The following is a 25,296-nucleotide window of genomic DNA, read 5'->3' as shown; positions in this document are numbered from 1 at the left end:
ACCTAATCAGTTAGTGCCGCAATTTCGGGCGGGATCTGTTGCGGATGAATAATTTTAACCTGTTTATGGCGGCCAAGCTCGCCCTTCTCAATAACGACCTGGCTTTTCGCTACGCGGAACTGTTTGCCGAGAAACTTCACCAGATGGCTGTTGGCTTGTCCATCAACCGGCGGGGCGGTAATGGCGACTTTTAGCTCGTCGCCATGTAAACCCACAATACTGTCACGGCTGGCTTTCGGCTGAATGTAGAGCCGTAAAACCAGACCGTCATCGCAGGGGGTTACGGCACTCATAGTGCCATCCACAGCCCCGGCAGCAGCATGTTGCCTGTCGCCTGTAACACTTCCGCGATCCCCATGTTAATGACATAGAGCAGCAGAACCAGGATCATTGGAGAGAAATCGATCCCACCCATTCCCGGAAGAATACGACGGATAGGGCGCAGCAGCGGATCCGCCAGTTGAATCAGCACGTACTCCACCGGGCTGCGACCCTGGCTGACCCAGCTCATAATCGCCATCACCAGCAGCACCCAGAAAATCAGCAGTCCAATGGTCTTCAGGACAATCAGCACGGCGGCGATCCAGATGATCGGCTGGAACGTGACCACCTTAAACAGCACGATGGCTTTGATAAAGCTGAGAACGAGCGCGACTAATGCTGATGCGCTGTCAATGGGCCCCATCGGAGGAATAATACGGCGTAACGGCCCAATAATGGGCTGAGTGATTTTCACAATAAACTGCGAGAACGGGTTGTAGAAATCGCAGCGAGACCACTGCATCCACACGCGTAGCAGCAGCGCCATGGTATACAGCTCAATTACCGTTGAGAGCAGGAAGGTCAACGTATTCATGGTGTTCCTTAATTTTCCTTATTTTTTAGTGTAATCACGAGCACCAAAAATGGCAGTGCCGATGCGCACCATCGTGCTACCCGCCGCGATAGCGGCATCCATATCATCAGACATCCCCAGTGAGAGCGTATCGATATTTGGGTTGCGTGTTTTCAACCCGGCAAATGCTACCGCCATTTGCTGGGCAACTTCAAACTGCCTTACATAATCTGACTCAGGCGCGGGAATCGCCATCAAACCACGCAGGGTAATGCGCGGCAGCGCAGCGACTTCAGCGGCCAGGGCATCAAGCTCTGCCAGCGGAATCCCTGACTTACTGTTCTCATCGCTGATATTAATCTGGATCAGCACATTCAGCGGCGGCAGGTCTGCCGGGCGCTGTTCGCTCAGACGGGCAGCGATGCGCAGACGATCAATCGTATGGCACCAGTCAAAATGTTCAGCGACCAGACGACTTTTGTTGGACTGTAGCGGGCCGATAAAGTGCCACTGCAGATCGTTGACGCCTTTTTCCTGAAAGTAGCGGATTTTATCCACCCCTTCCTGGACATAGTTTTCGCCAAAGGCGCGCTGTCCTGCGGTAATGGCTTCTTCGATGGCGCTCGCAGGTTTGGTTTTACTGACTGCAAGCAACGTAACTTCTTCTGAAGACCGCCCGCAACGCGTCGCGGCGGCTGAGATTTTGTCCCGGACATGTGCCAGGTTATGCGCGATATCGTTCATTTTCCGAGGATGTTCATATGAATATGGAAGAAATAGTGGCCCTTAGTGTAAAGCATAACGTGTGCTATCGTGGTGTTAACTACACTACGGTTAAGCGGCCTCTCTAATGAAAAAAATCATACCATACGGCTATCTGCGTGTCTCAAGTCTGGAACAGGTAAGGTCTGGTGGCGGGCTTGAAGCACAGGATGATGCTGTACGTAACTATATAAACGAACGTAGTGATCTGTTCGACACTGATCGGACGGTCATGATTAGTGACGCTGGATTGTCCGCGTTTTCAGGGCAACAATTGAGTGAAGGGCAACTTGGGGTATTCCTTTCGGACGTTGAAACGGGAAAGGTTCCTTCAGGAAGTGCGTTAGTTTGCTTTAGCATTGACCGCTTATCGCGTCAGAATCCGTGGATAGGTACGAAACTAATATCGACACTCATCGGTGCAGGTATTCAGATCCACAGCGTAGCGGAAAGGCAGGTACTCAAGAGTGACGATCCTGTTGGTGCGATAATGAGTACTATTTACTTGATGCGTGCTAATAATGAATCTGAAATCAAATCCAGTAGGGCTAAAGATGGTTATCAGCAGAGGTTACTCAAATCAATACAAAACAAAACAGTACTCACTGGACAGATGCCTCGATGGTTGTTTAATAAAGATGGCAGATATTCAATAAATCCTGATATGCAGAAAATTATCAACTTTTCATTTGATAGTTATATTGCAGGGCAGAGCACAGGATACATAGCCAAGGAACTGAATAACAAAGGATGGATGTACGGCTCAACAAGTTGGAGAGGTTCCTACGTTGCAAAGTTAATCCGTGATGAACGATTAATAGGTAAGCACACTCGTTACGGTAAGCAGATCAAAGGTGTGAAGAGAGAGATTATAGAAGTTATCCCTGATTTCTATCCTGTTGCTGTAGAGGTAGAAAAGTTTTATTTGGCTAATAATATGCTAACAAATATAGCTGAGAAAATCAGGGGGCGTACTCGTATTACATATGGTGATACTTCTATTTTACGAAACCTGTTCAGTGGAGTAATTAAATGTGGTGTATGTGGCGGTGATACTTCTGTAGTTCAAAACACTCGGAGGAAAGTTGTAAATGGTACGGTGAAATATATTCCGTATAAAACGTTTTTACGGTGTCGGAATAAGTACGAATTGAAATCTTGTACACAAGGTGATCTCCGATATGAAATTATTGAACAGGCGGTATTACTCCATTTGAAGAGTTTAGATATTAATAGTTTACTGAATAAACCTATTGATAATACAGTTGAGTTATATAAAGCAGAATTGGAGGGATGTATTTCAGACTCTTTACAGTTTCAGTCAATGATTAACCTTCGTAAAGCAGAGAATAAAAGGGTTAGACCAGAAACATTGGAAGCGTATGAAAAGGTAATGGATCGCATAGATGAGTTAAATAAATTGATAGAATCTCATGTGGTGGATGATTTTGTTCCTGATTTTAATATTGATCTTGATAGAATAAAGAATATTAGTAATGTTGTTGAGCGTAGTGTTATTAAAAAGGGCATTGCATCCATTTCTGATACTATAAAATATAAGCGTATCAGTGATTTTATTTTGATTGAAATAAAGTACCGCAATATTAATGCCAAGCATGTATTAGTGATAGATAATACAAATTCAGATATGGTTGTTGACTTTTCTATAGAGTACAATGAAGGAAATAAGGTATACATATGTAATTCTTTCGTCATGGAGTATGATAATTTATCATGCGAATTCACAGTATCAAAAACAACGATGGAAGATTATGCACATATGATGAATTTTGTTGATTATGTATCGGATGACGAGTCATATAAAGCTAAAGAATTTCTTGTGAATAATTTCACTCATATAAAATTCATTACCAAAAGCAATGAGTGAGATTTAGACAACACCTAAATACTAATAACTAAAACAACGAAAGGCCAGACACTGGAATGGCTGACCTTTCTAAATTAATCAATATGGAGCGTGTACAAATGATTAATCCTACACCTATTTATAACAAGTTTAAGTACGTATCTGCTGAGTGTGGTTCAGGTAAAACCACTACATTATGTAATATGATTAATAATGTACTTAACACTAAAGGCAGTACTGAAAAATTTATTATTGTACAAAATACACAGAAACTCGCTACAGATACATCCCAAAAAATTAACCCCTGCAAATTACTGATTAGTGATTTAATGCCCAAGGGTAAAAATGTCATTAATACAGTTCTGGATTTCCTCAAAGCACCAGTTGAGCGAGTTCTTATCATTAGTGATAAAACATTTTTTAAAATACCAGTAGAAATGTTAGAAGGCTGGCAGATTTGGCTTGATGATGTGACTAATTTTCATTCATTCAAAAATATTAATGATGATAATCAGAGAATCAAAGACATTATCTATCATGATCTAATACAGGAACATGAGATTGTCGATGAGGAAAAGGGACAATACTTAACAGCCAAAAAGAAAACAGTTAAAGGGAACTTAATAAACAAAATCGCACAGGAACTTTCGGTTATCAATGAAAATGATATCTTTATTATGAATAATGATTATTTCAATGACCCGGAGAAATCTCAGTTAAGTATCCTTGGATGGAAAGATCTTCGTAAGTATATTGGATTGCCAGTAACTTTCATGGGAGCAAATTTCGAGAACTCATTAATTTATAAAGCAAGACCAGAAATATTTGAACAAATCATTCTGAATGATCTCCAACAACGAAAAACCCTCTTATCCGAACGTCTGAAAGTATACTATTTCTCTGAAAACATTAAATTATCAAAGACGTGGAAGGAAAGGAACCCCAGCCAACTCCAGCGTGTGTATGATTACCTCTCCGAGGCTCTCGAAAATAAGGTATATTATTGGACGAATAATAATACCGACAAGCAGAAGCTGCACAAGGATTACAGAATAAGCCCTGATGCGAGGGGACATAATGACTACAGCGAACGAGGTACATGCGTCTGGCTTGCCTGTATGCGTCCTGACGATACAGAAGCGAAATTGTGCGAATTGCTATTAAAGATTACAGGTGAAGATATCCATCAGGCGAGAGAATACGAGAGTCTTCACCAGTTCGCTTTGAGAGGAATATCACGTCAATTCGACAGTCCCGAGACACAGATCGTTTACGTGTTCGATAAATGGCAGGCGGAGTCATTGAGTACAAATATTGAACACATTCCTGGAGTACTGGAGAATGTGACACAGGGCGTACCTGGAAGGCCAACAGGAGCTAAAAATGTCAATAAACTCCCTGAATTGCATGATAAAAAAAGACAGCGTTTCAATCGCTGGAAAAATGATAATCCGGGGCTTGAAATGGATTCGTTCCGTGAGTTTCTAAACAGTGATACTAACCGCGATCTCAGTACTGAAGATAAAGCCGCTATATGGAGCCGATATGACAAAGCAGTACAAAAAAAAGCCGCAGATGCAGTCCGAAACACCGACATGAAAAACAATGGGATGTCCAAAAATAACCCCTATTAATATATAGTTAAGAGAAAAAAAGGACATCAATCAAGAGAGAAAGCGAGTTAACTGCCTGAAATCAGGAGCGGCGAGAGCAAGCGAACTGATTCGGGCAGTTAGTGAGAGTGCTCACGCAGTGAGTACTTGATAGCTCATCTCATTGTTATACATATACAAAACGATTAAACAGTACCCGCAAGCGAGTACTGTTCGCTGGATTCGGTTCTACTGCTGCGTTCCTTTCAGTCACTGGCAGAGCGAACCAATCGCGTTTTTTTGCTCTTTTTATAAGTACATAACTCATTAATATTTCAGTACTTAATGTATTATCAATTCCTTTGTGTACTTAGTGAGGTATCTGCTGTTTCAGTTACTGCAAAGACACTATCAGTACTGACCAGAGCGAAGCGACCCCGATCAGATCTATCCCCCTTCATGATGGTGTTTCGGACAAAACTCACAGGAAGCCCCTGAACGCGATGTTCATTACTGACATGCCTGAATGTACAAAACCCCATTAAACGCCGTAGCGACGCTGTAAGAGTGTTTGCGAGATGGAATCGCCAGTACTCCCTGTATTGAAATCAGATACATAACCCCTTTCATGGATGGCGAATCCGCTTGATCGATTTTACCTATTGATTTGTATTGAATTAATAGTAATTGATAGATTACAACGATCAATAACTCAATAATCGATCGGTGTAATCGATCATTTGTTGATGTGCGTGCTACTCTTGATCACCTGAACACGGACGGCTTTAAGTCCGTACTTTTGGCCTGAGAGAAGATAATGGGAGTGACAAAACGGTGAGGGTGGTACAACTGCTAATCTATAAATTTTGGGGGGATTCCTTTTTAAGGGATCTACCTAAAGGCAAACGAATTATTGTCGATAATACAAATAGAACGAACCATCGATTTGGAAAATTATTAAAGGATAATTGCGGTGAGTAAATATTTAAAAATAGGAATTTATGGCATTTGGGGAGTGTTTTTATTCCTTGCGTCAATGGAGAAATTTGGTGATCTTTTCGCAGTCGGTAATGGCTTTTGGTCAGTGATAATGCTTATGGTCGCTGGAGTGTGTCAGCTACTGGCAAGTACTGCCGCGATAGGCTGGGCTGTTTTGGGTTCTGGTACGCTTAAAGCGAAGTACTTACCCTATAAACTCGTTAATAATTATACGGTTCCTGTAGTGATCATTGTGCTTGCATTCGTGGCAAGTTCTGCCCGATCTTCAAGCGATGGAGCCAGAGCACAGAAACTTGGTTTTAAAGATAGTAAAGAGTTTTCTATCGCTCGTGAAAATCACATTACAAATACTGATGACTACGCGAAATTTGTAGAAGAACAACGAGTTAAAGCGGCGGAAAAGAAGGTTCAAGATGCGTTAGTAGCAGCCGAGAAAGCTAATCAGGATATAGTAAAGAAATACATTTCAATATTTGATGAGGATAAAAGAGAACAAGCTAAAAAAACGATTAGCAGAGATTTAGAAGAAAATTCAGTATTAACAGAGTCAATACTTACTGAAATTAAATCCTACCCCAATAACTCAGTTGATAGAACTGTAGGACAACGCACATACTTAGATATTGGCGTTAGTATGAAAGAATACATGTCAGCTATTGAGCAATCTAATTGTAGGCAAAAGCTTAACAATTCTTTATTTCCTTTAAATGAATGGAATAAATCTCAATTTAATTTATTGAACGAAAGATTTAATGCTATGAGAAATGTAGTTGATATGGATAGGATTCAGCTTGGCAAAGAATTGCAATACGAAAGAGATAAAATCACCATGCAGTACTTTTATGAAAAAAATAAATATCAAAAATCATTTAATGAGTGTGTTTTCCGTCTGTTGTCTTCTATACCCAATCGTCTTTCAAGACCTGATGCCAGACCTGCTCCCGTAACTGATTATATTCCTGAAGGTATTAAATGCATGAGAAAACCCGAAGGAAATATAAAATCTTGTTATTAAGCTCATTGAAATATAATGTACTGTTCTTTAATAAGGAATTAAAGTGAAAAAGACTTCTGTTGCAATGCTGTTATTGTTGAGTACTTCCTTTCATTTACAGGCTGCTGTACCTGATGGAAAAACAGAACCCCCCTTTGCTATTGATAATGAGGTTATTTGTTTGAAAGAAATTCAGAAACAAATGACGCCTTTCCTTAAACAGTTTGAACAGGAAAACGGTGTTAAGTACAAATACAATGTTAAATCTGGTTTATCGTACAAGGATACTGTAGGGCTACGGTTACAGATCAACCGTGTGGATTCGGGGTTGAATGACAGGGTCGCCGATCTTGATTACTACTGGCTACAGGAACGGGGCAGCATGTGCCAGCCAGCATACATGGTACTTGATCGTTCCTAATGAGTGTTTTTACTGTCACAAGGTCGCGAAAGCGGCCTTTTTTATTTGCTTGTTGCCCGGAATGCGTTCGCTTGTAAGGTTTGTAGGTTCTGCATCCAAATTGATTTAAGCTAAATCACTTTTTAGATATTATACGCTTGATATCAATATGATTCATGAGAGATTATGACCAGAGCACCGATAAGGTTTGGAAGCAAGACCACAGGCGGCAGGGAGGAGATTTCCGCTTCTTCGACGATTATCGAAGAACGAAATATTGTCCTGAATGGCGATATGGCATGATGCCCAAACAAACCTGCAATGGTGTATTCCAGATATATGGTATAGCTCAGCACGTGGGAAGCGGGTAAAGACTGTGTAGCCATAGAGGATCGCACCCTCTGTAACTATACAAGGAGTCGGGTTATGTGCAGCACCACGTTGTTAGTGGAGGACATCAGAACTTCGCTGGTAGCTACGGTGTAGCGACATCTTATAGGAGATGTCGCTTCTTCTGAGAAAATCTATACATAGGTATGATATGAGTAATGAACTTATTGAAAAAATAAAAGAAGAATGCTTACGCATTGAGGAAGATGCTCTTTATTCTTCTAAATCTCATTATAATGCTTCATCCCCTTGGGAAAAATGCAATTTATTCATTGGGATACCTATAGCTATTTTGTCTGCTATAGCAGGTTTGAGTGCTCTGAAGGATATGACTACCATTACAATAGTAATATCATTTTTACTTACATGTTTAACTGCTATAAATACCGCTTTAAATCCAAGCAAACGAGCAGGGCATCATAAGTCCGCGGCTGGTGAGTATAATAATCTTAAAAATGACGTACGTCTTTTTCGAGAGATTGAATTAATTGAAATTAATTCTCCAGATAAAGAACTAAAAAACAAAATAAAGGTTTTTTCTGATCGCAGAAATCAGCTAAACATAAGTTCGCCGACTATACCAAGATGGGCTTATGAAAAAACACAGTCTGATGTCAATGATGGTTTTACTCAATATTCTATCGACAAGGAAAAGGAATGAGCGTTCAGTCATATTTAGATTCTGTAGCGAAGAATGCTATTTTGAAAGATAGTACTATCACAACATCTATCAATACACTTAAAAATAGACTTGGATATTATTTCAATGGCTTCGAAGTGACAAATCATTTCACATTCGGTTCTAACACCCGATATACAATGCTGCCAAGAAGATATGATCCTAAATCTGATGTAGATTATATGGTTGTGTTTAATAATACAGGACATCAACCTCAAACTTATCTAAATCGGTTGAAGTGTTTTGTTGAACGTTATTATTCTTCTTCAGAACGAAAACAAAGCCATCCAACTATAAGGCTGAATCTCAGTCATATTACATTTGAATTGGTTCCAGCTGTATATAATGTCTTTTACGGATATCAAATTCCAGCACCAGCAAATAATTTTGAAACATGGATAAGTACTGACCCTAATGATTTCAATAGTAAGCTAACAGATAAAAATAGAAATAATTATTCTTTGATTAAACCATTAATAAGAATACTAAAGTACTGGAACGCAAACGCAGATTATGTTTTTGAGTCATATGATCTTGAGCAAAAAATTGTAAGTATGAATTTTATATTTTGTTATAACATCAAAGACTATTTTTATTACGCTGTTGAGCAGCTCCATTGTTCCTACTGGTCCCCTCAGTGGAAGCAAAATGCTCTGAATAAATTAAAAAATACAGTATCATCAGCTAAGGCATATGAAAGTGGTGGATGGTACTATTCTGCTGAATTAGAAATAAAAAAAATCTTGCCTGAAATTTAATCTTAAATTTTATATAAAGCACAAGCATTTCCCTTGTGCTTTATTATTTTTAAATCCATCAGGTAGTTATAGTATAAATTACATAGAAAGGAACATTATTTCTGAGGATAACTTGCTGAGGTAAAAGTATCAGTCATCAGCATCATTTGATTTCCTTTCAGCGGTGTAAATGGAAATGCGACATAGTCCAAATTTCCTTGCGTCATATTAAAATATAACTTTTTGTCGTCAAAATTTAACTTTGATGCATGTGCTGGATATGTCCCTTCATCTTTAAATGTAATTAAAAAAGCCATAGGAAAGAAGTGCATGCAACTACAATGACATAAATGGCCATCGTTAAAAAATGAAGTTAGCTGAGCCGTTATCTGTGTCCTATTAGGATAAAACCAATAATAGAAATCATGAGTATCTTCTACTTTATTATTTTCTCCTAAAACAAATTTTCTTAATGGCGTGTAGAATTCACTATCAACAAGACCTTTTTTGCATACTTCTACTGATGTTGCTGCGAGAAGATGCCCTACCATTGCTCGCAAAAACGGTACTGCATTCAAAGGCGTCGAGATTATGTTTCCGTAAAAATGAACACCAGCTAAGTATTGCCTAATTAGATTTATGAAGTTCTCGATGGGAACCTTGATCTCATGATCCAAACTCCCAAGTATGTTGCCATTACAATTCTTGCATATGGTTTTAAATGTGGCTCCTGCGTGGGCATTTAGTGGTTTTATTTCATCAGAGGAATAATGTTCAGACACTGTCTTTTGAAACATTGGTTGAATAGAAGTTGCACAGCGTGGCGGCACGTGGTCCTTGCTTAGCCTACCGTAAGATCCGCAGATGACACAGTGTCCCTCATCAATCCGAGCATGTCTTAATCGTTCGGAAACTTTACCCATATCTAACCTCGATGTTTGATATATAATATCGGAACATAATAATATAAACACATGATTATTTCATTTTTTGCTTCTTAAAATCGTTTGTGTTGTTAAGTTACTTGCCTTTAGAACGCAGAGAATTATATATCAAGTTTTTTATTTTTCAATGTAAAACTTAAAGGGATTGTTTACTCTAATTTTATATTTGTCAGTTTTTTGCTCTTCCGTTTTTAAAATCACACATGCAAATATGAGACGTTGTTTATCTTGAGTCTATAATTTTTTAGATGAGGATTTATCTTTCGGTTCAAGTTTTTTTATACACTAAGATAAATATGATTATTAACATTTATGAAATTGGAATGCATGCTTTTAGATTAATATTTGAAATAATAATTATAACAATGTAATATTCAATTTCTTAAAGAACCTATAAAAGGAAGATTTTATATGCAGTATGAAATGAATTACAATAACACCGATGGTTTAACATATTTTATTTTTTTGATAGAAGTAAAATATTTGCAGGAATATATTGATGGTTATCATCCCAAGGAAGAAATTGAGTTTATGAAAAATAAATGTAAGGATGAGCCGAATAGTGCATGGATCTGCAAAGGAAATACGCAGGACGGGTTTATTGTTCCAACCATCAGCATCAATTATAACAATGAACTCTCTATTGTAGATGGTAGGCATAGAACGTTATGGATGATTAGCAAAAAAATGCACAAAGTACCAGTGGCATTAACTCATAAAACTAAATTGGCATTAGAAAACTCTGGGGTTCATCTGGAAGAAGTCATGGTTTTTGATATGCCGTGCGATATTCCTTATGTAGATAATGCCAGCTTAGAAAAGGAGACACCCTGCACGGCAGAAAATTTAATTGAAAGGTTAAAGAATAAAGTGGCTTCGAAATAAATTATGTTTTTATGGTAAGATTTTTTTGCTTAATGTAATCAATAACATGCTCGGGTAGATCCTCTAAATTAATAGAGGATTTTCCTTCTGTTTTTCTGAAGCATTGCTTATCAATCTCTTCTTTAAGCTCTGTGCTTGATAAATTAATTTTGCTTATGCTTGTATCATTGAGTATTGTTTTCCATAAATTATTATCGGTCAACAATTCTTGGAAAGGGGTTTCATGCTTAATTACCGTTGGTAAATTAAAATTGTTTACTAATTTATCCATTGAGCACAAAGGAATGGGGAATTGGAATGCATAATTACTAAAGCATACTCTTGCAAACATATATGGCAAATCAATGTTTTCGTCGTTTCTTTTATAGATATCTATAATAACGGCTGGGTAAGTATTTTTTACAGGCCACTTAGTTTGGATCACATAAAGTTGTTTGGAATAACTTTCATCTAATATTTCCTCACCCAATAGCCATTTTATTGTTTTAGAAAAATCCTTAAGGTCTTCGACAGGAAGAACAGATAAAGCCATTTTGACAAAACATTTATGCACTTCAATTGGAATATATTTTTTCACTGTAGTGATTGTTATAGAATCATTATTCTCCTCATACATTTCACTATCTTCAGTTGTTCCTATTATTAGGTCGCCTTCAGAAATATCAACAAACTCGTTTTTAGTATTCTTAAATTTAGGTATGCCATTTCTACCACGAATTTTATTAGTAGTCCTTGCTATTCCAAGGAAGTCTACTAAATTATTTTCAAATAGACTAAATTTTTCATTGCAAGTATCACATTCATCTTTAGAAATAATATTAGCATTACCAATAAAGGTAGGAAGGGAATGAGCAATTTTTTTGAAAGAAGATACATCTTCTATACTTATTTCTCCGTCATTAAGTTTCCTTCTTATTGAATCAACATTCATGTTAAAGGCTTGACAGTATCTACATTGCGTCTTTTCTCCAAGATATTGTTTTTTCTGGAATATATCTGCCTTCTCAATTATAATTTTATAGTTCTTATTTACAAAGAAAATATTTTCCACACCAAATCTGGTAGCAAGTGACGTGAACCACTTGAATTGTTCTGGTATTAACATCATCTAATTCCTTTTTTTATATATTATGCTGATCCTACTTCATATTTCTTCTTTCCAGAAACATTTTTTAAACTTATTAAGTACTTTAGTCTTTTATGGGTACTCCCTAACGATACTCAGTTTTGTTGTCTTTCTTAGTATCATTTATACATTGATCTGATTTAAATGATACTGTATCATTCGGTTAACTTAAATGATACTTATCGGCGGTGAGGGCAGGGAAATGATTTTTGGTTACGCGAGAGTCTCAACAAAGGATCAGAATCTTGAGCGTCAGTTAGCAGTACTGGAACCTATTTGTGACAAAATTGTTACGGAGAAAGAATCAGGGAAATCCACCAGCGAAAGACCTGAATTGTTGAACCTGCTTTCTCACCTCCGCGAAGGTGACACCCTCGTTACCCATTCCATTGATCGCCTCGCACGTAATACCCGCGATTTACTGGAAATGATTGATACCCTCGTTGAGCGTGGGATCACTGTTAAGTTCCTTGCTAACTCAATGAGTTTTGATAACTCCCCTCAATCCCGCTTGATTCTAACCATGATGGGGGCTGTTGCCGAGTTTGAGCGGGGTATGATTGCATCACGCCGCAACGAGGGGATAGCCCTTGCCAAAGAGGCTAAGAAGTACAAGGGTAAGCAAAAGAACAAGGAGTTACACAGTAAAATCATTGATATGCTTCAAGCCGGGAAGAACACACCAGACGAGATCGCAAAGCTGTGCGATTGTGGCAGGGCTACGGTGTTTCGCGTGAAGAAAGAAATGCTTGTCAGTACTGGCAGTATTGAGAGCTGATATAGCGGAAGGGGGTAGGGAAAGGATTCTGATAGTTTAGTACTTTCAGAATCCTTTCGATATCCCTGAATTATTGATGTAAGAGGCTTTTTGCTTTTTTAGTGTTCTTAACTTCCTTAATGCGTCGGATCTACACCTGTGCAATGCATGGCCTGCGCGTTGGCGCAGGCGGGGAAAAGTCGAAAGCGCACCGTTTACCGCGCCTGACGTAGAGAATCTGCTGATGTGCTGGCTCAGTGAGCAACAACAGGTACAGTGGCGGGAGCAAGGGCAGATTGATTTTGCCGTTACCCTAATGGACTCCCGACGGCTGCGCGCCAGCGCATTTACCCATCAACAGGGAATGTCGCTGGCGCTAAGACTGCTACCGCTGGAATGTCCTCTTTTAGACGATCTCCAGCCTCCCGCGGTCATACCTGAACTGCTGCACAGTGAAAACGGATTGATTCTGGTGACGGGCGCTACCGGCAGCGGTAAATCTACGACCCTGGCGGCGATGGTGAACTATCTCAATCAACACATTGAGGGGCATATTCTGACGCTGGAAGATCCTATTGAATATCGCTACACCAGCCGACGTTGTCTGATTCAACAGCGGGAGGTGGGCGTACACTGCACCTCTTTTGCCGCCGGTTTGCGCGGTGCGCTACGCGAAGATCCCGACGTTATTTTGCTGGGCGAGCTGCGCGACGTGGAAACCATTCGGCTGGCATTGACGGCGGCGGAGACCGGACATCTGGTGCTGGCAACGTTACATACGCGAGGTGCGGCACAGGCCATCGCGCGGCTGGTGGATTCCTTTGCAGCAACAGAGAAAGATCCCGTGCGTAATCAACTGGCGGATAGCCTGCGGGCGGTGCTTTCGCAAAAACTGGAGGAGGATAAGCAGGGGGGACGCGTGGCGCTATTCGAACTGCTCGTCAACACGCCCGCCGTGGGCAATTTGATCCGCGAAGGGAAAACGCATCAGCTACCCGGCGTGATACAAACCGGGCAGCAGACAGGTATGCAGACGTTTGCACAAAGTTTGCAGCAGCGCCAGGCGCAGGGGCGGCTTTAATAGCCCTGCTCGAAATAGCTTTCAAGGATAATAACGGCAGAAGCGGAGTCCACTTTGCCTTTATTCAGCGCGCGGTATCCACCCTGTTCAAACAGGCCTGAGCGGGCTTCGACGGTGCTCAAACGTTCATCGTGTAGCGTTACGGTTACACCAAAGCGGCCATGAATGCGGTTGGCGAATTTACGCGCGCGCGCGGTAAGGGGTTGTTCGGTGCCATCCATGTTGAGCGGCAGGCCGACAATGATTTCGTCCGGTTGCCACTCTTTCAGCAGACGTTCAATCAGATTCCAGTCTGGCGTACCGTCCTGCGCTTTGATGGCAGGCAACGGCCTGGCGGTGCCGGTAATGCGCTGACCCACGGCGACGCCAATACTTTTCGTACCAAAATCAAAAGAGAGTAATGTTCCGCTCATCAGGCATGCCCCGCCACGCCGGGCATGGTCTGAATATCTATGCCGATAAGTTTTGCCGCATCGCGCCAGCGATCGGCGATCGGTGTTTTAAACAAAATGTTGAGATCGGCGGGGGCGGTGAGCCAGGCGTTATCCAGTAGCTCTTGTTCCAGTTGGCCTTTTTCCCATGATGAATAGCCTAATGCCACCAGCACTTCGGACGGTTGCTCCTGCGTGCCCAGCGTTTCTAATACATCGCGGGAAATTGTGATGATGGTGTTATCAGAAATGCGAATACTGGACGCAAAGCGCGACGGTGGGGTATGGAGAATAAATCCACGGTCTTCTGCCAGCGGGCCGCCGAGCATCACGGGCTTATCCAGACGAATGGCCGGATCGCGTTCTTCTGGAGTAATCTTCAGCTTTTCCAGAATCCCTTCAATTTGTAAGTTTTCCAGAGGCTTATTGACGATAATCCCCATTGCTCCGTTCTCATTGTGTTCGCAGATATACACCACGGAACGGCGGAAAATTGGATCCTGGAGAGCAGGCATGGCAATTAGAAAGTGATGCTGTAAATTCATTGTCAGAGGTTCTGTTTCCTGGTTCAAAAAAGCAACAGCGCCCAGTATGTGGGCAAAGTGCGAAGATGTCACCCTCTGAAAATAGCTTGCCGGATGTCGGCTTTGCCTAATCCGGCCTACGGGGTGCAATTGTAGGCCGGATTAGACGCGAAGTCGTCGCCATCCGGCAACGTATTTACTTCTGCAGACGGGCCTCAATGGCGTCCATCAGCATACCGGTAATCGAAACCGGGAACTCCGCTTCAATCTCGCGAATACAGGTTGGGCTGGTGACGTTAATTTCCGTCAGACGATCGCCAATGATATCCAGACCGACAAAAATCAAACCTTTCGCTTTCAGCGTCGGCCCTATGCGACGGGCAATTTCCCAGTCACTGTCGGTTAATGGACGCGGCTCGCCACGACCACCTGCGGCCAGGTTGCCACGGGTTTCTCCGCCCTGTGGAATACGCGCCAGGCAATATGGAACAGGTTCGCCATCGACCACCAGCACGCGTTTATCGCCGTCTTTAATGGCTGGCAGATAGTTCTGCGCCATGCAGTAGCGGGTACCGTGCTCGGTCAGCGTTTCCGCAATAACGCCAAGGTTTGGATCGCCTTCCTTCACGCGGAAAATAGAGGCCCCGCCCATGCCGTCCAGCGGTTTGAGAATGATGTCGTTGTGTTTTTGCCAGAAGGCTTTCAGTTGCGCTTTGTTACGCGTGACCAGCGTTTCCGGCGTCAGGTCGGCAAACCATGCGGTGAACAGCTTTTCGTTGCAATCGCGCAGGCTCTGCGGTTTGTTGACGATCAGCGTTCCTTTCTCTTCTGCACGTTCCAGAATATAGGTCGCGTAGATGAACTCGGTATCAAACGGCGGATCCTTACGCATCAGAATAACGTCCAGGTCTGCCAGCGGGAGATCCTGTTCGCTCTTAAATTCATACCATTTGTCGTAGTTCTGCTCTACGCTCAGGGTACGCGTATGGGCGCGGGCTTCACCGTTGATAAGATAAAGATCGGCCATCTCCATATAGTGAAGTTCATAACCGCGACGTTGTGCTTCCAGCAGCATAGCGAAGCTGGAATCTTTCTTGATGTTAATGCTTGCGATGGGATCCATCACGATGCCGAGCTTGATCATGTTCTTCTCCGTTTATGCCTTAGCCCAGATCGCCAAAACGCACCTGTAGCGCGGTAATGGCGGTGAGCGCAGTTGTCTCAGTACGCAGAACGCGAGGTCCTAACAGAATATCAGTAAACTGATACCGTGCGGTCATGGCAATTTCATCTGCCGACAACCCACCTTCCGGGCCAATCAGCAAGCGGATGCGCTCCACCGGGAGCGGCAGCGTGTTGATGCTGGCGCTGGCGCGAGGATGCAGATTGAGCTTCAGTCCTTCGTCCTGTTCTGCGCACCATGCTTCCAGATCCATTGCCGGGCGAATTTCAGGCACCCGATTACGACCGCACTGTTCGCAGGCGGCAATGGCGATTTTCTGCCACTGCTGGAGCTTCTTGTTCAGGCGTTCATTGTCCAGTTTAACGCCGCAACGCTCAGAAAAAAGTGGCGTAATGAGGCTTACACCCAGTTCGATCGATTTCTGGATAGTAAATTCCATTTTTTCACCGCGCGACATCACCTGGCCCAGGTGGATATGCAACGGCGATTCCCGATCGTCGGGTTCAGCGTTAAGCACCTTCACTTCCACGCTTTTCTTACTGGCATGGGTAATTTCGGCGTCGAATACCTGATTGCTGCCATCAAACAGCTGTAGCGCCTGGCCTGGCCCCATACGTAGTACGCGGCCGATATGGTTGGCAGCATCTTCACATAGTGAAATTTGGCTACCGGAAGCGAGTGGCTGTGGGTGATAAATGCGAGGAATGCGCATAGTTAAACATCCGCGTCATGGCCCTGGGCTGCAACAGGCCAGGGCATGGTTAAAAATATTGCCGCTAGTGTAGGTTAGCTCTTTTGCGCCTGGCAAGCGCGTTGCACATAGGGGTTATGATTCCCCTGTACCTTCGCGATGCGTTCGTCGCGCTCACACTCCCAGTCGGTGACCGGATACAGCTTATTCCAGGCGTTAAAAAGCTGGGTTTGCTGGCGGGAGAGCGTCAGGTTGTACTGGTCGCGCATATAAAAATAGGTACGCGCGATGGCGCCACGGGCGCGGGCAGGCGGCTCGGCAACTTTCTCTTTGAAATCAACCTTCATCGCGCACTGTCCATACTGGCCTTCGCCGCCGTTCCACTGGCTGTACATAAAGTTTGCGCGATCGCCATTCACTTCACCTACCGCAGGCTGCAGGTTATGCATATCACTTTCCATCTTGCGATAGACCGGATCCTTCGCACAGTTTTTACGCCCTCCGTCCTGCCAGCACTGGCGCTGATGGCCAAATTGCCAGGCGGGGACAACGTGTTCCCATTCAATTCGACTGGCGCGGTTTTCGTTTTTTCGCACTTTATAGCCGCAGGATTCGAGGTCCACGACCCCTTTTTTGCCTTGCCAGTTAATTTTGCAACCACAATAGAAATCGCCTGGCGCATCGGCGTTAACTTTGACGCCAGCGGCTTTTGCCTGAGAAAAACTGTTGATACCTTCGGCGAACACCGTGCCTGAGAACGCAGCGGCCAACAAGGCTGCTGCAAAAGAAAGATTACGGTACATCACGAGCTCCGTGTCAAAACGAGCCCGCAACGTAGCGAAAGTTGTTCCTGTATGCAATCAGCTGGATCAGAAAAGTTCCTGATAATTCTGAAGATTATTCCGCAATCAGTGGTTCGCCGCAGTGAACGCAGCGGTAGGTGGCTTCGCCGCGTATCACGCGGTTATGGCGGCGTACGGTCAGTTGGTGTTCCTGACACTTGCAGCGGTAAGTAAAGGTCTTACGCTGCACGGATTGCAGTTCGAACTGATGCGTACGTCGGGCTGGCACGCCCAGCACGCTCTCCATCATCCATTTCCACTCTTTGCCGTGCGGCGGCACGCGGCCAAAGTATTTCCACACCAGTAAATGCGCCAGTTCATGGGGCACCACTTCGTTAATGAACGCGTCAACGTTCTCCATCAGCAGGACGGGGTTCAGACGAATTTCGTAGGTTTGTAGCCACGCGGTACCCGCGGCGGTGCCGCGCTGTTGGTAAACCAGCTTTGGCTCCGGGTAATTGCGTTCGAGCTTGAGGTTGGCCTGAGCGAGTTTTTCCCGCAGGCTGCGCATAACGGCTTGCTGGATGGCGATAGGGAGACGGGAGGTTTTCATAGCGCCAGAGGATAGTGCGACAGGGAAGGGACTGCAAGAGGAAGGCTTCCTCCCGCGGGGGAGGAAGCTTTTCGTGATTAGTCGTGTGCGCCAATTTCGCGCAGTTTACGACCTTTCATCAGGTTACGTTCAATGTGTTCCAGAGAGACATTTTTAGTTTCAGGTATCAGCCACAGGGTCAGGAAGATGAACAGGACGTTCAGACCACCGTAGACCCAGAAAGTATTGGCGCTGCCCAGCGAGTTCAGCATCGTCAGGAAGGTTGCGCCGACAATCATATTGGCAATCCAGTTGGTTGCGGTAGAGCAGGTGATACCGAAGTCGCGGCCTTTCAGCGGCTGAATTTCAGAGCACAGTACCCAAATCAGCGGACCGGCACTCATGGCGAAACCAACGATAAACATCAGCAGCATCAGTACAGCGAAGTATTGCGCGGCTGCCGAGTGAATGCCCACGTGCATCATCGTACCCAGCACGCCCATACCGACGGCCATGACGATAAAGCCGAGGATCAGTGTAGGTTTGCGGCCCCAGCGGTCAACCAGACCAATGGCGATAAAGGTTGCCAGCACGTTGGTCAGACCAACAATAACCGTCCCCCACATCTGTTCGGTGGTGTTGGTGTAACCCGCCAGCTCAAAGATTTTTGGTGCGTAATACATGATGACGTTCATCCCGGTGAACTGCTGCATCACCTGTAACAGTACGCCCAGGAACACCGCGCGGCGGAAGTTGCTGTTTTCTTTAAACAGCGCCCAGCCACTCTGTTTTACCTGCAGGCTTTCACGGATTTCATCCAGCTCGCGTTTGGCTTCTGCGCTGGTGTCACGCAGACGCAACAGGACGCGCTCGGCATCGACAAAGCGACGTTTAGCAGCAAACCAGCGCGGGCTGTCCGGCAGGAAGATAACGCCAACCAGCAGTAATAACGCCGGGATGATGATAACGCCCAGCATCCAGCGCCATGCGCCGCTGTAGCTAAACGCGGTATCGGAAAGATACGCACCCAAAATACCGATGGTGATCATCAACTGATACATGGAGATCATGCTGCCGCGAATTTTTTCCGGGGCAATTTCAGACAGGTACAGCGGCGCGGTGTAAGACGCAACGCCGACAGCCAGGCCCAGCAGTACGCGAGAAACCAGCAGTACTTCCACGTTAGGCGCCGCGGCAGAGAACAGTGAACCGGCAACAAACAGGATTGCGCCGATCATCAGACTCTTTTTACGACCCAGTTTGAAGGAGAGCCAACCGCTGCCAACGGCACCCACGGCAGCACCAAACATCATCGAACTCACCACCCATTCCTGAGTGTGGGGGGTAATTTGGAACTCGTCGGTGATGAACGGTAAAGCTCCGGCAATAACACCGATATCCAGGCCAAAAAGTAATCCTGCCAGGGCGGCAAGGAAGCAGACAAAGAATGTCATGGCTTTGTTGGAACGCCCCGCTTTTTTATAGTCAGGCATGATGCCCTCCGGTTGGGTAGCTAGTTTTGTTGATGTTAAGGGTAGGTGAGTACGGGGTAAAAAAATGCGAATCACATCACATTAGTGTAATCGGTTACACTAGCATTCATAACTAATATTAATTAACTGTTTGAAAATTAACACTTTATGATACGACTGAATATGGTTAATTGCCTGAAATTAAGACAATCCTGAAAAGTAATGTAACATTGGCGCAAGCTTGACGGAAAAGAGATGTTAACTTGTTGTGGATAGAAAAACGGAGCTATGTAATCGCTTCCATTATTGTTAAAAGGAAAGCTTCACTGCATTGTTCAGGTGACGAGGTGTAGGGGGGAAATTGGGGTGTAAAAAAAGACCAGCACGAGGCTGGTCTTACTAAGCGGACAGTCTTCAGTTAATTACTTCAGACCGGCAGCGTCACGCAGCAACTGCGCCTTGTCGGTTTTTTCCCATGGGAAATGTTCGCGGCCAAAGTGACCGTAAGCTGCGGTTTCTTTGTAGATCGGGTGCAGCAGATCCAGCATCTGAATCAGGCCATACGGACGCAGGTCGAAGAACTCGCGCACCAGCAGGGTCAGCTGTTCTGAAGGTACTTTTTCGGTACCAAAGGTTTCAACCATGATAGAGGTCGGCTCAGCCACGCCGATAGCATAGGAAACCTGAATCTCACAACGGTCTGCAAGACCTGCAGCGACGATATTTTTTGCCACATAGCGTGCAGCGTAGGCCGCAGAACGGTCAACTTTAGACGGATCTTTACCGGAGAATGCGCCGCCGCCGTGACGCGCCATGCCGCCGTAGGTATCAACGATGATTTTACGACCTGTCAGGCCACAGTCGCCCATCGGGCCGCCGATCACAAAACGACCCGTCGGGTTGATGAAGAATTTGGTCGCAGCAGTCAGCCATTCAGTCGGCAGTACCGGCTTGATGATCTCTTCCATGACGGCTTCTTGCAGAGATTTCTGGTCGATATCTTCAGCATGCTGAGTCGACAGAACCACGGCATCAATACCTACAATTTTACCGTCGTCATACTGGAAAGTGACCTGGCTTTTTGCATCCGGGCGCAGCCACGGCAGAGTACCGTTTTTGCGTACTTCAGCCTGACGCTGTACCAGACGATGCGCGTAGGTGATTGGCGCAGGCATCAGCACGTCGGTTTCATTGGTTGCATAACCAAACATCAGGCCCTGGTCACCAGCGCCTTGTTCCAGCGGATCCGCGCGGTCAACACCCTGGTTGATATCCGGAGACTGCTTACCGATGGCGCTCAGAACCGCGCAAGAGTTGGCGTCAAAGCCCATGTCGGAATGCACATAGCCAATTTCGCGAACCGTGTTACGCGTGATCTCTTCGATATCTACCCAGGCGCTGGTAGTGATCTCACCGCCAACTAAAACCATACCGGTTTTGACATAGGTTTCGCAGGCTACGCGTGCTTTCGGATCCTGCTCGAGGATTGCATCCAGCACGGCATCAGAGATTTGGTCAGCGATTTTGTCAGGATGCCCTTCTGATACGGACTCGGACGTAAAAAGGTGTTTTGCCATATTTAATTTCACCTAAGGAATATTTAGTTAGCTCAAACTGTCGAGTGGAATAGCCATGTGTAGAAGATTCTACCATGAGTCTGCAGATGACGGACACTGGCAGTCTGAGTGTTAATCGGTATAGATGGATTAACATCTGGACGGCTATTTTAGGACAGTTCTTCGCCTGATTTCCAGCTTTTTTTGATTGAGGTCGCATTGTACTGAAAATGTAACTGGAAATTTTTCCTGACGGTGCTGGCAATGCGCGCATTTATCTTTTGCTTTTTGACTTCCTTATGGGTATAAAACGCGGCGCGCGGCTCATACAAAAGCACACGACGTTTTCATCGTGTTGCCACTTCCAGCCGGGTTAACACTTTAGCTTTGGCTTGTGGGTTCGTTCCGTCAGGAGCAACCGTGGAGGTGATACGAGATAATGAACCGTTGTATTCTGCTGAATCTGTCGCACCGTTCTGGTGTACATATGTCCCCCGCAATCTGCATCTTGCATACCTGCCGATGTTATACCCATCTCGGCGCTTCTCAGGACTCAAGAGCCGGTAACGGTCACTAAGAACTGAACAAGGGCGCTCTTGGTAAACAAGAGTTTTCTCGTGGTTTCGCCGAACCGTCAGCATTAAGTTCGGTTACGTGTTTACATTGATATGAAAAAGAAACCGGTCGCACAGTCGGAGCGTCAGCACTATCTGCTGGAAATTCTGCCTGTATTTGGGTTGTTATCGCGTCTATGGATTGCGATAGTAGTCAACTGTTTTACACTTGTTAATAAAATTGAGGTTCGCTATGTCTGACGACATTTCTTTGGGTTCGCCTTCGTCAGCAGGCGAACACGGTGTACTACGCTCCATGCAGGAGGTTGCAATGAGTTCCGAGGAAGCCAGCAAGATGCTGCGTACTTACAATATTGCCTGGTGGGGTAATAACTACTATGACGTCAATGAGCTGGGCCACATCAGCGTGTGCCCGGATCCGGACGTACCAGAAGCGCGCGTTGACCTTGCTGAGTTGGTGAAAGCCCGTGAAGCGCAGGGCCAGCGTCTGCCTGCATTATTCTGCTTCCCGCAGATCCTGCAACACCGACTGCGTTCGATTAACGCCGCGTTTAAACGCGCCCGTGAATCTTACGGTTACAACGGCGACTATTTCCTCGTTTACCCGATCAAGGTCAACCAGCATCGTCGCGTGATTGAATCGCTGATCCACTCCGGCGAACCGCTGGGGCTGGAAGCCGGTTCCAAAGCTGAACTGATGGCCGTTTTGGCCCATGCCGGAATGACCCGTAGCGTGATCGTGTGTAACGGCTATAAAGACCGTGAATACATCCGTCTGGCGTTGATTGGCGAGAAGATGGGCCATAAGGTCTATCTGGTCATCGAGAAGATGTCTGAAATCGCTATCGTGCTGGATGAAGCTGAACGTCTGAATGTGGTTCCGCGTCTGGGCGTGCGTGCGCGTCTGGCATCGCAGGGGTCCGGCAAGTGGCAGTCCTCCGGCGGCGAGAAATCAAAATTCGGCCTGGCGGCGAATCAGGTGCTGCAACTGGTGGAAATTCTGCGCGAGCGCGGTCGTCTGGACAGCATTCAGTTGCTGCACTTCCACCTCGGCTCGCAGATGGCGAACATTCGTGATATTGCCACCGGCGTACGTGAATCAGCGCGTTTCTACGTTGAGCTGCACAAGCTGGGCGTGAATATCCAGTGCTTCGACGTTGGCGGTGGTCTGGGCGTGGACTACGAAGGTACCCGTTCGCAGTCTGACTGCTCCGTAAACTACGGTCTGAACGAATACGCGAACAATATCATTTGGGCCATTGGCGATGCTTGTGAAGAACATGGTCTGCCGCATCCGACGGTCATCACCGAGTCTGGTCGCGCGGTGACCGCGCATCATACTGTGCTGGTGTCGAACATTATCGGCGTTGAGCGTAGCGAACACACCGAAGCCACACCTCCGGCTGAAGATGCTCCGCGCGCCCTGCAAAGCATGTGGGAAACCTGGCAAGAGATGCACGAGCCGGGAACCCGTCGTTCGCTGCGCGAATGGCTGCACGACAGCCAGATGGATCTGCATGATATACATGTGGGCTACTCTTCAGGCTCCTTCAGTCTGCAGGAGCGTGCGTGGGCAGAGCAGCTCTATCTGAACATGTGCCATGACGTGCAGAAACAGCTCGACCCGAGCAACCGCGCGCACCGTCCGATTATCGACGAGCTGCAAGAGCGTATGGCGGATAAGATCTACGTCAACTTCTCCCTGTTCCAGTCGATGCCGGATGCATGGGGGATCGATCAGCTGTTCCCGGTACTGCCGCTCGAAGGACTGAATCAGGTGCCAGAGCGTCGTGCGGTGCTATTGGACATTACCTGTGACTCCGATGGTGCTATCGACCATTACGTTGACGGCGACGGGATTGCGACGACCATGCCGATGCCGGAATACGACCCGGAAAACCCGCCGATGCTGGGCTTCTTTATGGTGGGGGCGTATCAGGAGATCCTCGGTAACATGCACAACCTGTTCGGCGATACCGAAGCGGTTGACGTGTTCGTCTTCCCTGACGGCAGCGTGGAAGTAGAGCTTTCTGATGAAGGCGATACCGTGGCGGATATGCTGCAGTATGTGCAGTTGGATCCGAACACTCTGCTGACGCAGTTCCGTGACCAGGTGAAAAAAACCGATCTGGATGCTGAGCTGCAACAGCAATTCCTCGAAGAGTTCGAAGCAGGGTTGTACGGATACACTTATCTCGAAGACGAGTAAGGCTGCTCGGGTTCGCTTGAACCTGGGCAAATTAACGGCGATAATTCGCCCATACAAGTAGTCTCGTAAATCAATCCCTTCCTCGTCGGGCTTAACGACGCGGAGGGGATTTTTTTTCACCGATTTTATAAGAGGTCAGTACATGAGCACCTTAGGTCATCAATACGACAACTCCCTGGTTTCTAACGCCTTTGGTTTTTTGCGTCTGCCGATGAACTTCATGCCTTACGACAGCGACGCCGATTGGGTGATCACCGGCGTACCGTTTGATATGGCAACGTCAGGTCGCGCGGGTGGTCGCCATGGTCCTGCGGCGATCCGTCAGGTGTCTACCAACCTGGCCTGGGAACACAACCGCTTCCCGTGGAACTTCGATATGCGCGAGCGCCTGAATGTGGTGGACTGCGGCGATCTGGTTTATGCGTTCGGCGATGCCCGTGAAATGAGTGAAAAACTGCAGGCGCATGCTGAGAAGCTGCTGTCTGCCGGTAAGCGTATGCTCTCCTTTGGCGGCGACCACTTTGTTACGTTGCCGCTGCTGCGCGCGCACGCGAAGCACTTTGGTAAAATGGCGCTGGTGCACTTTGATGCCCACACCGACACCTACGCTAACGGCTGTGAATTCGACCATGGCACCATGTTCTACACTGCGCCGAACGAAGGTCTGATCGATCCGAATCACTCTGTGCAGATCGGTATTCGTACCGAGTTCGACAAAGACAACGGCTTTACCGTGCTGGATGCGTGCCAGGTCAACGATCGCGGCGTAGATGACATTATCGCCCAGGTTAAGCAGATCGTTGGCGATATGCCGGTGTATCTGACTTTTGATATCGACTGTCTGGATCCGGCGTTTGCCCCAGGTACCGGTACGCCAGTGATCGGCGGCCTGACTTCCGATCGCGCGATTAAACTGGTACGTGGTCTGAAAGATCTGAACATCGTCGGGATGGATGTCGTTGAAGTGGCTCCGGCCTACGATCAGTCAGAGATCACCGCACTGGCGGCGGCAACGCTGGCATTAGAAATGCTCTATATCCAGGCGGCGAAAAAAGGCGAGTAACGGTTTCGGGCTATTTTACTCGCCATTTTGAACCCGGGCAGTGCTCGCCATCCTCACGTACTACGTGTACGCTCCGGTGGCTGTGCGCTGTCCGGTCTCAAACTGGCTTCGCCAATAACGCCCGATCGCTGGACTAAATTTGTCATTCTGTAGGCCGGATAAGGCGTTTG

General features: G+C 45.7%; 25 protein-coding genes and 1 pseudogene. 13 read left to right on the top strand and 13 right to left on the bottom strand.

Annotation, left to right across the window (positions count from 1 at the left end; genetic code table 11):
* Window positions 1-2: 2 nt before the first annotated feature.
* The 3 genes from yggU to OGX91_RS17360 are packed head-to-tail and all read right to left on the bottom strand — an operon-like array spanning window position 3 to window position 1,579.
* A complete protein-coding gene (yggU, locus tag OGX91_RS17370) occupies window positions 3-293 on the bottom strand; it encodes a DUF167 family protein YggU (protein ID WP_005123286.1) in 291 nt (96 codons plus the stop codon).
* A complete protein-coding gene (locus OGX91_RS17365) occupies window positions 290-856 on the bottom strand; it encodes a YggT family protein (protein ID WP_003825417.1) in 567 nt (188 codons plus the stop codon). The genes yggU and OGX91_RS17365 overlap by 4 nt, the downstream gene beginning before the upstream one ends.
* A gap of 18 nt (window positions 857-874) precedes the next feature.
* Entirely contained in the window at window positions 875-1,579 is a 705-nt protein-coding gene (locus tag OGX91_RS17360; protein ID WP_005123290.1) for a YggS family pyridoxal phosphate-dependent enzyme, read from the bottom strand.
* A gap of 106 nt (window positions 1,580-1,685) precedes the next feature.
* Between OGX91_RS17360 and OGX91_RS17355 the strand changes: the two genes are divergently transcribed.
* From OGX91_RS17355 to OGX91_RS17330, 6 genes are all read left to right on the top strand, one after another.
* On the top strand, window positions 1,686-3,485 hold the full coding sequence (locus tag OGX91_RS17355; RefSeq protein WP_286626989.1) for a recombinase family protein: 1,800 nt from the start codon (window positions 1,686-1,688) through the stop codon (window positions 3,483-3,485).
* A gap of 56 nt (window positions 3,486-3,541) precedes the next feature.
* A complete protein-coding gene (locus OGX91_RS17350) occupies window positions 3,542-5,098 on the top strand; it encodes a type III restriction endonuclease subunit R (protein ID WP_286626987.1) in 1,557 nt (518 codons plus the stop codon).
* Between the two features lie 931 nt (window positions 5,099-6,029).
* Window positions 6,030-7,070: a hypothetical protein gene (locus OGX91_RS17345; RefSeq protein WP_286626985.1), complete on the top strand. Its 1,041-nt coding sequence runs from the start codon at window positions 6,030-6,032 to the stop codon at window positions 7,068-7,070.
* A 43-nt stretch (window positions 7,071-7,113) separates the two neighbouring features.
* Window positions 7,114-7,470 carry a hypothetical protein gene (locus OGX91_RS17340; RefSeq protein ID WP_286626983.1) on the top strand — a complete coding sequence of 119 codons (357 nt, stop codon included), beginning with the start codon at window positions 7,114-7,116 and terminating at the stop codon, window positions 7,468-7,470.
* Between the two features lie 520 nt (window positions 7,471-7,990).
* Entirely contained in the window at window positions 7,991-8,500 is a 510-nt protein-coding gene (locus OGX91_RS17335; RefSeq protein WP_050914981.1) for an SLATT domain-containing protein, read from the top strand.
* The gene (locus tag OGX91_RS17330; protein ID WP_217479991.1) at window positions 8,497-9,276 is read left to right on the top strand and encodes an SMODS domain-containing nucleotidyltransferase; all 780 of its coding nucleotides are present in this window, start codon (window positions 8,497-8,499) and stop codon (window positions 9,274-9,276) included. The genes OGX91_RS17335 and OGX91_RS17330 overlap by 4 nt, the downstream gene beginning before the upstream one ends.
* A gap of 95 nt (window positions 9,277-9,371) precedes the next feature.
* Here OGX91_RS17330 and OGX91_RS17325 read toward each other — a convergent pair whose 3' ends face one another.
* Window positions 9,372-10,178, bottom strand: coding sequence for a chaperonin (locus OGX91_RS17325; RefSeq protein WP_217479990.1), 807 nt, complete (start codon window positions 10,176-10,178; stop codon window positions 9,372-9,374).
* Between the two features lie 432 nt (window positions 10,179-10,610).
* Between OGX91_RS17325 and OGX91_RS17320 the strand changes: the two genes are divergently transcribed.
* Entirely contained in the window at window positions 10,611-11,084 is a 474-nt protein-coding gene (locus OGX91_RS17320) for a hypothetical protein (RefSeq protein ID WP_286626978.1), read from the top strand.
* A 1-nt stretch (window position 11,085) separates the two neighbouring features.
* Here OGX91_RS17320 and OGX91_RS17315 read toward each other — a convergent pair whose 3' ends face one another.
* Window positions 11,086-12,192: a hypothetical protein gene (locus OGX91_RS17315; RefSeq protein ID WP_286626976.1), complete on the bottom strand. Its 1,107-nt coding sequence runs from the start codon at window positions 12,190-12,192 to the stop codon at window positions 11,086-11,088.
* Window positions 12,193-12,412: 220 nt separating this feature from the next.
* Between OGX91_RS17315 and OGX91_RS17310 the strand changes: the two genes are divergently transcribed.
* Together OGX91_RS17310 and OGX91_RS17305 are read left to right on the top strand one after the other, a co-directional pair.
* Complete coding sequence (locus OGX91_RS17310) at window positions 12,413-12,988, top strand: recombinase family protein (protein WP_286627038.1); 576 nt, start codon at window positions 12,413-12,415, stop codon at window positions 12,986-12,988.
* A 118-nt stretch (window positions 12,989-13,106) separates the two neighbouring features.
* Window positions 13,107-14,048, top strand: a pseudogene (locus OGX91_RS17305) (type IV pilus twitching motility protein PilT); the annotation flags it as partial.
* Here OGX91_RS17305 and ruvX read toward each other — a convergent pair.
* The 8 genes from ruvX to metK all read right to left on the bottom strand — a co-directional run bounded on the left by ruvX (window position 14,045) and on the right by metK (window position 21,300).
* Complete coding sequence (gene ruvX / locus OGX91_RS17300) at window positions 14,045-14,461, bottom strand: Holliday junction resolvase RuvX (RefSeq protein ID WP_006686843.1); 417 nt, start codon at window positions 14,459-14,461, stop codon at window positions 14,045-14,047. The pseudogene OGX91_RS17305 and the gene ruvX overlap by 4 nt on opposite strands.
* Window positions 14,461-15,024 carry a YqgE/AlgH family protein gene (locus OGX91_RS17295; protein ID WP_286626974.1) on the bottom strand — a complete coding sequence of 188 codons (564 nt, stop codon included), beginning with the start codon at window positions 15,022-15,024 and terminating at the stop codon, window positions 14,461-14,463. The genes ruvX and OGX91_RS17295 overlap by 1 nt, the downstream gene beginning before the upstream one ends.
* 175 nt (window positions 15,025-15,199) lie before the next feature.
* Window positions 15,200-16,147 (bottom strand): glutathione synthase, encoded by a 948-nt coding sequence (gene gshB, locus OGX91_RS17290; RefSeq protein WP_005123297.1) that lies wholly within the window; start codon window positions 16,145-16,147, stop codon window positions 15,200-15,202.
* A 19-nt stretch (window positions 16,148-16,166) separates the two neighbouring features.
* Entirely contained in the window at window positions 16,167-16,898 is a 732-nt protein-coding gene (rsmE, locus tag OGX91_RS17285; protein ID WP_040232093.1) for a 16S rRNA (uracil(1498)-N(3))-methyltransferase, read from the bottom strand.
* Between the two features lie 74 nt (window positions 16,899-16,972).
* The gene (endA, locus tag OGX91_RS17280; RefSeq protein ID WP_005123302.1) at window positions 16,973-17,680 is read right to left on the bottom strand and encodes a deoxyribonuclease I; all 708 of its coding nucleotides are present in this window, start codon (window positions 17,678-17,680) and stop codon (window positions 16,973-16,975) included.
* 94 nt (window positions 17,681-17,774) lie between these two features.
* Window positions 17,775-18,272 (bottom strand): SprT family zinc-dependent metalloprotease, encoded by a 498-nt coding sequence (locus OGX91_RS17275; RefSeq protein ID WP_286626971.1) that lies wholly within the window; start codon window positions 18,270-18,272, stop codon window positions 17,775-17,777.
* A gap of 77 nt (window positions 18,273-18,349) precedes the next feature.
* Window positions 18,350-19,744 carry a galactose/proton symporter gene (gene galP, locus OGX91_RS17270; protein ID WP_286626970.1) on the bottom strand — a complete coding sequence of 465 codons (1,395 nt, stop codon included), beginning with the start codon at window positions 19,742-19,744 and terminating at the stop codon, window positions 18,350-18,352.
* Window positions 19,745-20,145: 401 nt separating this feature from the next.
* Window positions 20,146-21,300 carry a methionine adenosyltransferase gene (gene metK / locus OGX91_RS17265; RefSeq protein ID WP_005123306.1) on the bottom strand — a complete coding sequence of 385 codons (1,155 nt, stop codon included), beginning with the start codon at window positions 21,298-21,300 and terminating at the stop codon, window positions 20,146-20,148.
* 418 nt (window positions 21,301-21,718) lie between these two features.
* On the opposite strand from metK, the gene yqgG reads away from it, so the two are divergent.
* The 4 genes from yqgG to speB all read left to right on the top strand — a co-directional run bounded on the left by yqgG (window position 21,719) and on the right by speB (window position 25,126).
* Window positions 21,719-21,856: a small protein YqgG gene (yqgG, locus tag OGX91_RS17260; RefSeq protein WP_269149342.1), complete on the top strand. Its 138-nt coding sequence runs from the start codon at window positions 21,719-21,721 to the stop codon at window positions 21,854-21,856.
* Between the two features lie 91 nt (window positions 21,857-21,947).
* Window positions 21,948-22,094 (top strand): acid stress response protein YqgB, encoded by a 147-nt coding sequence (gene yqgB / locus OGX91_RS17255; protein WP_005123310.1) that lies wholly within the window; start codon window positions 21,948-21,950, stop codon window positions 22,092-22,094.
* Window positions 22,087-24,063, top strand: a complete 1,977-nt coding sequence (speA, locus tag OGX91_RS17250; RefSeq protein ID WP_072041463.1) for a biosynthetic arginine decarboxylase — start codon at window positions 22,087-22,089, stop codon at window positions 24,061-24,063. Before yqgB ends, speA begins: the two co-directional genes overlap by 8 nt.
* 142 nt (window positions 24,064-24,205) lie before the next feature.
* On the top strand, window positions 24,206-25,126 hold the full coding sequence (gene speB / locus OGX91_RS17245) for an agmatinase (RefSeq protein WP_005123314.1): 921 nt from the start codon (window positions 24,206-24,208) through the stop codon (window positions 25,124-25,126).
* The last annotated feature ends 170 nt before the right edge of the window (window positions 25,127-25,296 follow it).

Source organism: Citrobacter sp. Cpa228, assembly GCF_030333085.1.
Taxonomy (GTDB): Bacteria; Pseudomonadota; Gammaproteobacteria; order Enterobacterales; family Enterobacteriaceae; genus Citrobacter; species Citrobacter pasteurii.
Note: the sequence above shows the minus strand (reverse complement) of the source record. Positions and strands in the feature narration are given on the sequence as shown.

Bases quoted from the DNA above. Each gene is read 5' to 3' on its own strand.
- yggU (WP_005123286.1), bottom strand. From the start codon at position 293: ATGAGTGCCGTAACCCCCTGCGATGACGGTCTGGTTTTACGGCTCTAC.
- OGX91_RS17315 (WP_286626976.1), bottom strand. From the start codon at position 12,192: ATGATGTTAATACCAGAACAATTCAAGTGGTTCACGTCACTTGCTACC.
- galP (WP_286626970.1), bottom strand. From the start codon at position 19,744: ATGCCTGACTATAAAAAAGCGGGGCGTTCCAACAAAGCCATGACATTC.
- metK (WP_005123306.1), bottom strand. From the start codon at position 21,300: ATGGCAAAACACCTTTTTACGTCCGAGTCCGTATCAGAAGGGCATCCT.
- yqgG (WP_269149342.1), top strand. From the start codon at position 21,719: ATGAACCGTTGTATTCTGCTGAATCTGTCGCACCGTTCTGGTGTACAT.
- OGX91_RS17330 (WP_217479991.1), top strand. From the start codon at position 8,497: ATGAGCGTTCAGTCATATTTAGATTCTGTAGCGAAGAATGCTATTTTG.
- yqgB (WP_005123310.1), top strand. From the start codon at position 21,948: ATGAAAAAGAAACCGGTCGCACAGTCGGAGCGTCAGCACTATCTGCTG.
- OGX91_RS17320 (WP_286626978.1), top strand. From the start codon at position 10,611: ATGCAGTATGAAATGAATTACAATAACACCGATGGTTTAACATATTTT.
- OGX91_RS17335 (WP_050914981.1), top strand. From the start codon at position 7,991: ATGAGTAATGAACTTATTGAAAAAATAAAAGAAGAATGCTTACGCATT.
- gshB (WP_005123297.1), bottom strand. From the start codon at position 16,147: ATGATCAAGCTCGGCATCGTGATGGATCCCATCGCAAGCATTAACATC.
- OGX91_RS17350 (WP_286626987.1), top strand. From the start codon at position 3,542: ATGGCTGACCTTTCTAAATTAATCAATATGGAGCGTGTACAAATGATT.
- OGX91_RS17365 (WP_003825417.1), bottom strand. From the start codon at position 856: ATGAATACGTTGACCTTCCTGCTCTCAACGGTAATTGAGCTGTATACC.
- ruvX (WP_006686843.1), bottom strand. From the start codon at position 14,461: ATGAGCGGAACATTACTCTCTTTTGATTTTGGTACGAAAAGTATTGGC.
- OGX91_RS17355 (WP_286626989.1), top strand. From the start codon at position 1,686: ATGAAAAAAATCATACCATACGGCTATCTGCGTGTCTCAAGTCTGGAA.
- OGX91_RS17325 (WP_217479990.1), bottom strand. From the start codon at position 10,178: ATGGGTAAAGTTTCCGAACGATTAAGACATGCTCGGATTGATGAGGGA.
- speA (WP_072041463.1), top strand. From the start codon at position 22,087: ATGTCTGACGACATTTCTTTGGGTTCGCCTTCGTCAGCAGGCGAACAC.
- OGX91_RS17310 (WP_286627038.1), top strand. From the start codon at position 12,413: ATGATTTTTGGTTACGCGAGAGTCTCAACAAAGGATCAGAATCTTGAG.
- OGX91_RS17295 (WP_286626974.1), bottom strand. From the start codon at position 15,024: ATGAATTTACAGCATCACTTTCTAATTGCCATGCCTGCTCTCCAGGAT.
- rsmE (WP_040232093.1), bottom strand. From the start codon at position 16,898: ATGCGCATTCCTCGCATTTATCACCCACAGCCACTCGCTTCCGGTAGC.
- OGX91_RS17275 (WP_286626971.1), bottom strand. From the start codon at position 18,272: ATGAAAACCTCCCGTCTCCCTATCGCCATCCAGCAAGCCGTTATGCGC.
- speB (WP_005123314.1), top strand. From the start codon at position 24,206: ATGAGCACCTTAGGTCATCAATACGACAACTCCCTGGTTTCTAACGCC.
- endA (WP_005123302.1), bottom strand. From the start codon at position 17,680: ATGTACCGTAATCTTTCTTTTGCAGCAGCCTTGTTGGCCGCTGCGTTC.
- OGX91_RS17360 (WP_005123290.1), bottom strand. From the start codon at position 1,579: ATGAACGATATCGCGCATAACCTGGCACATGTCCGGGACAAAATCTCA.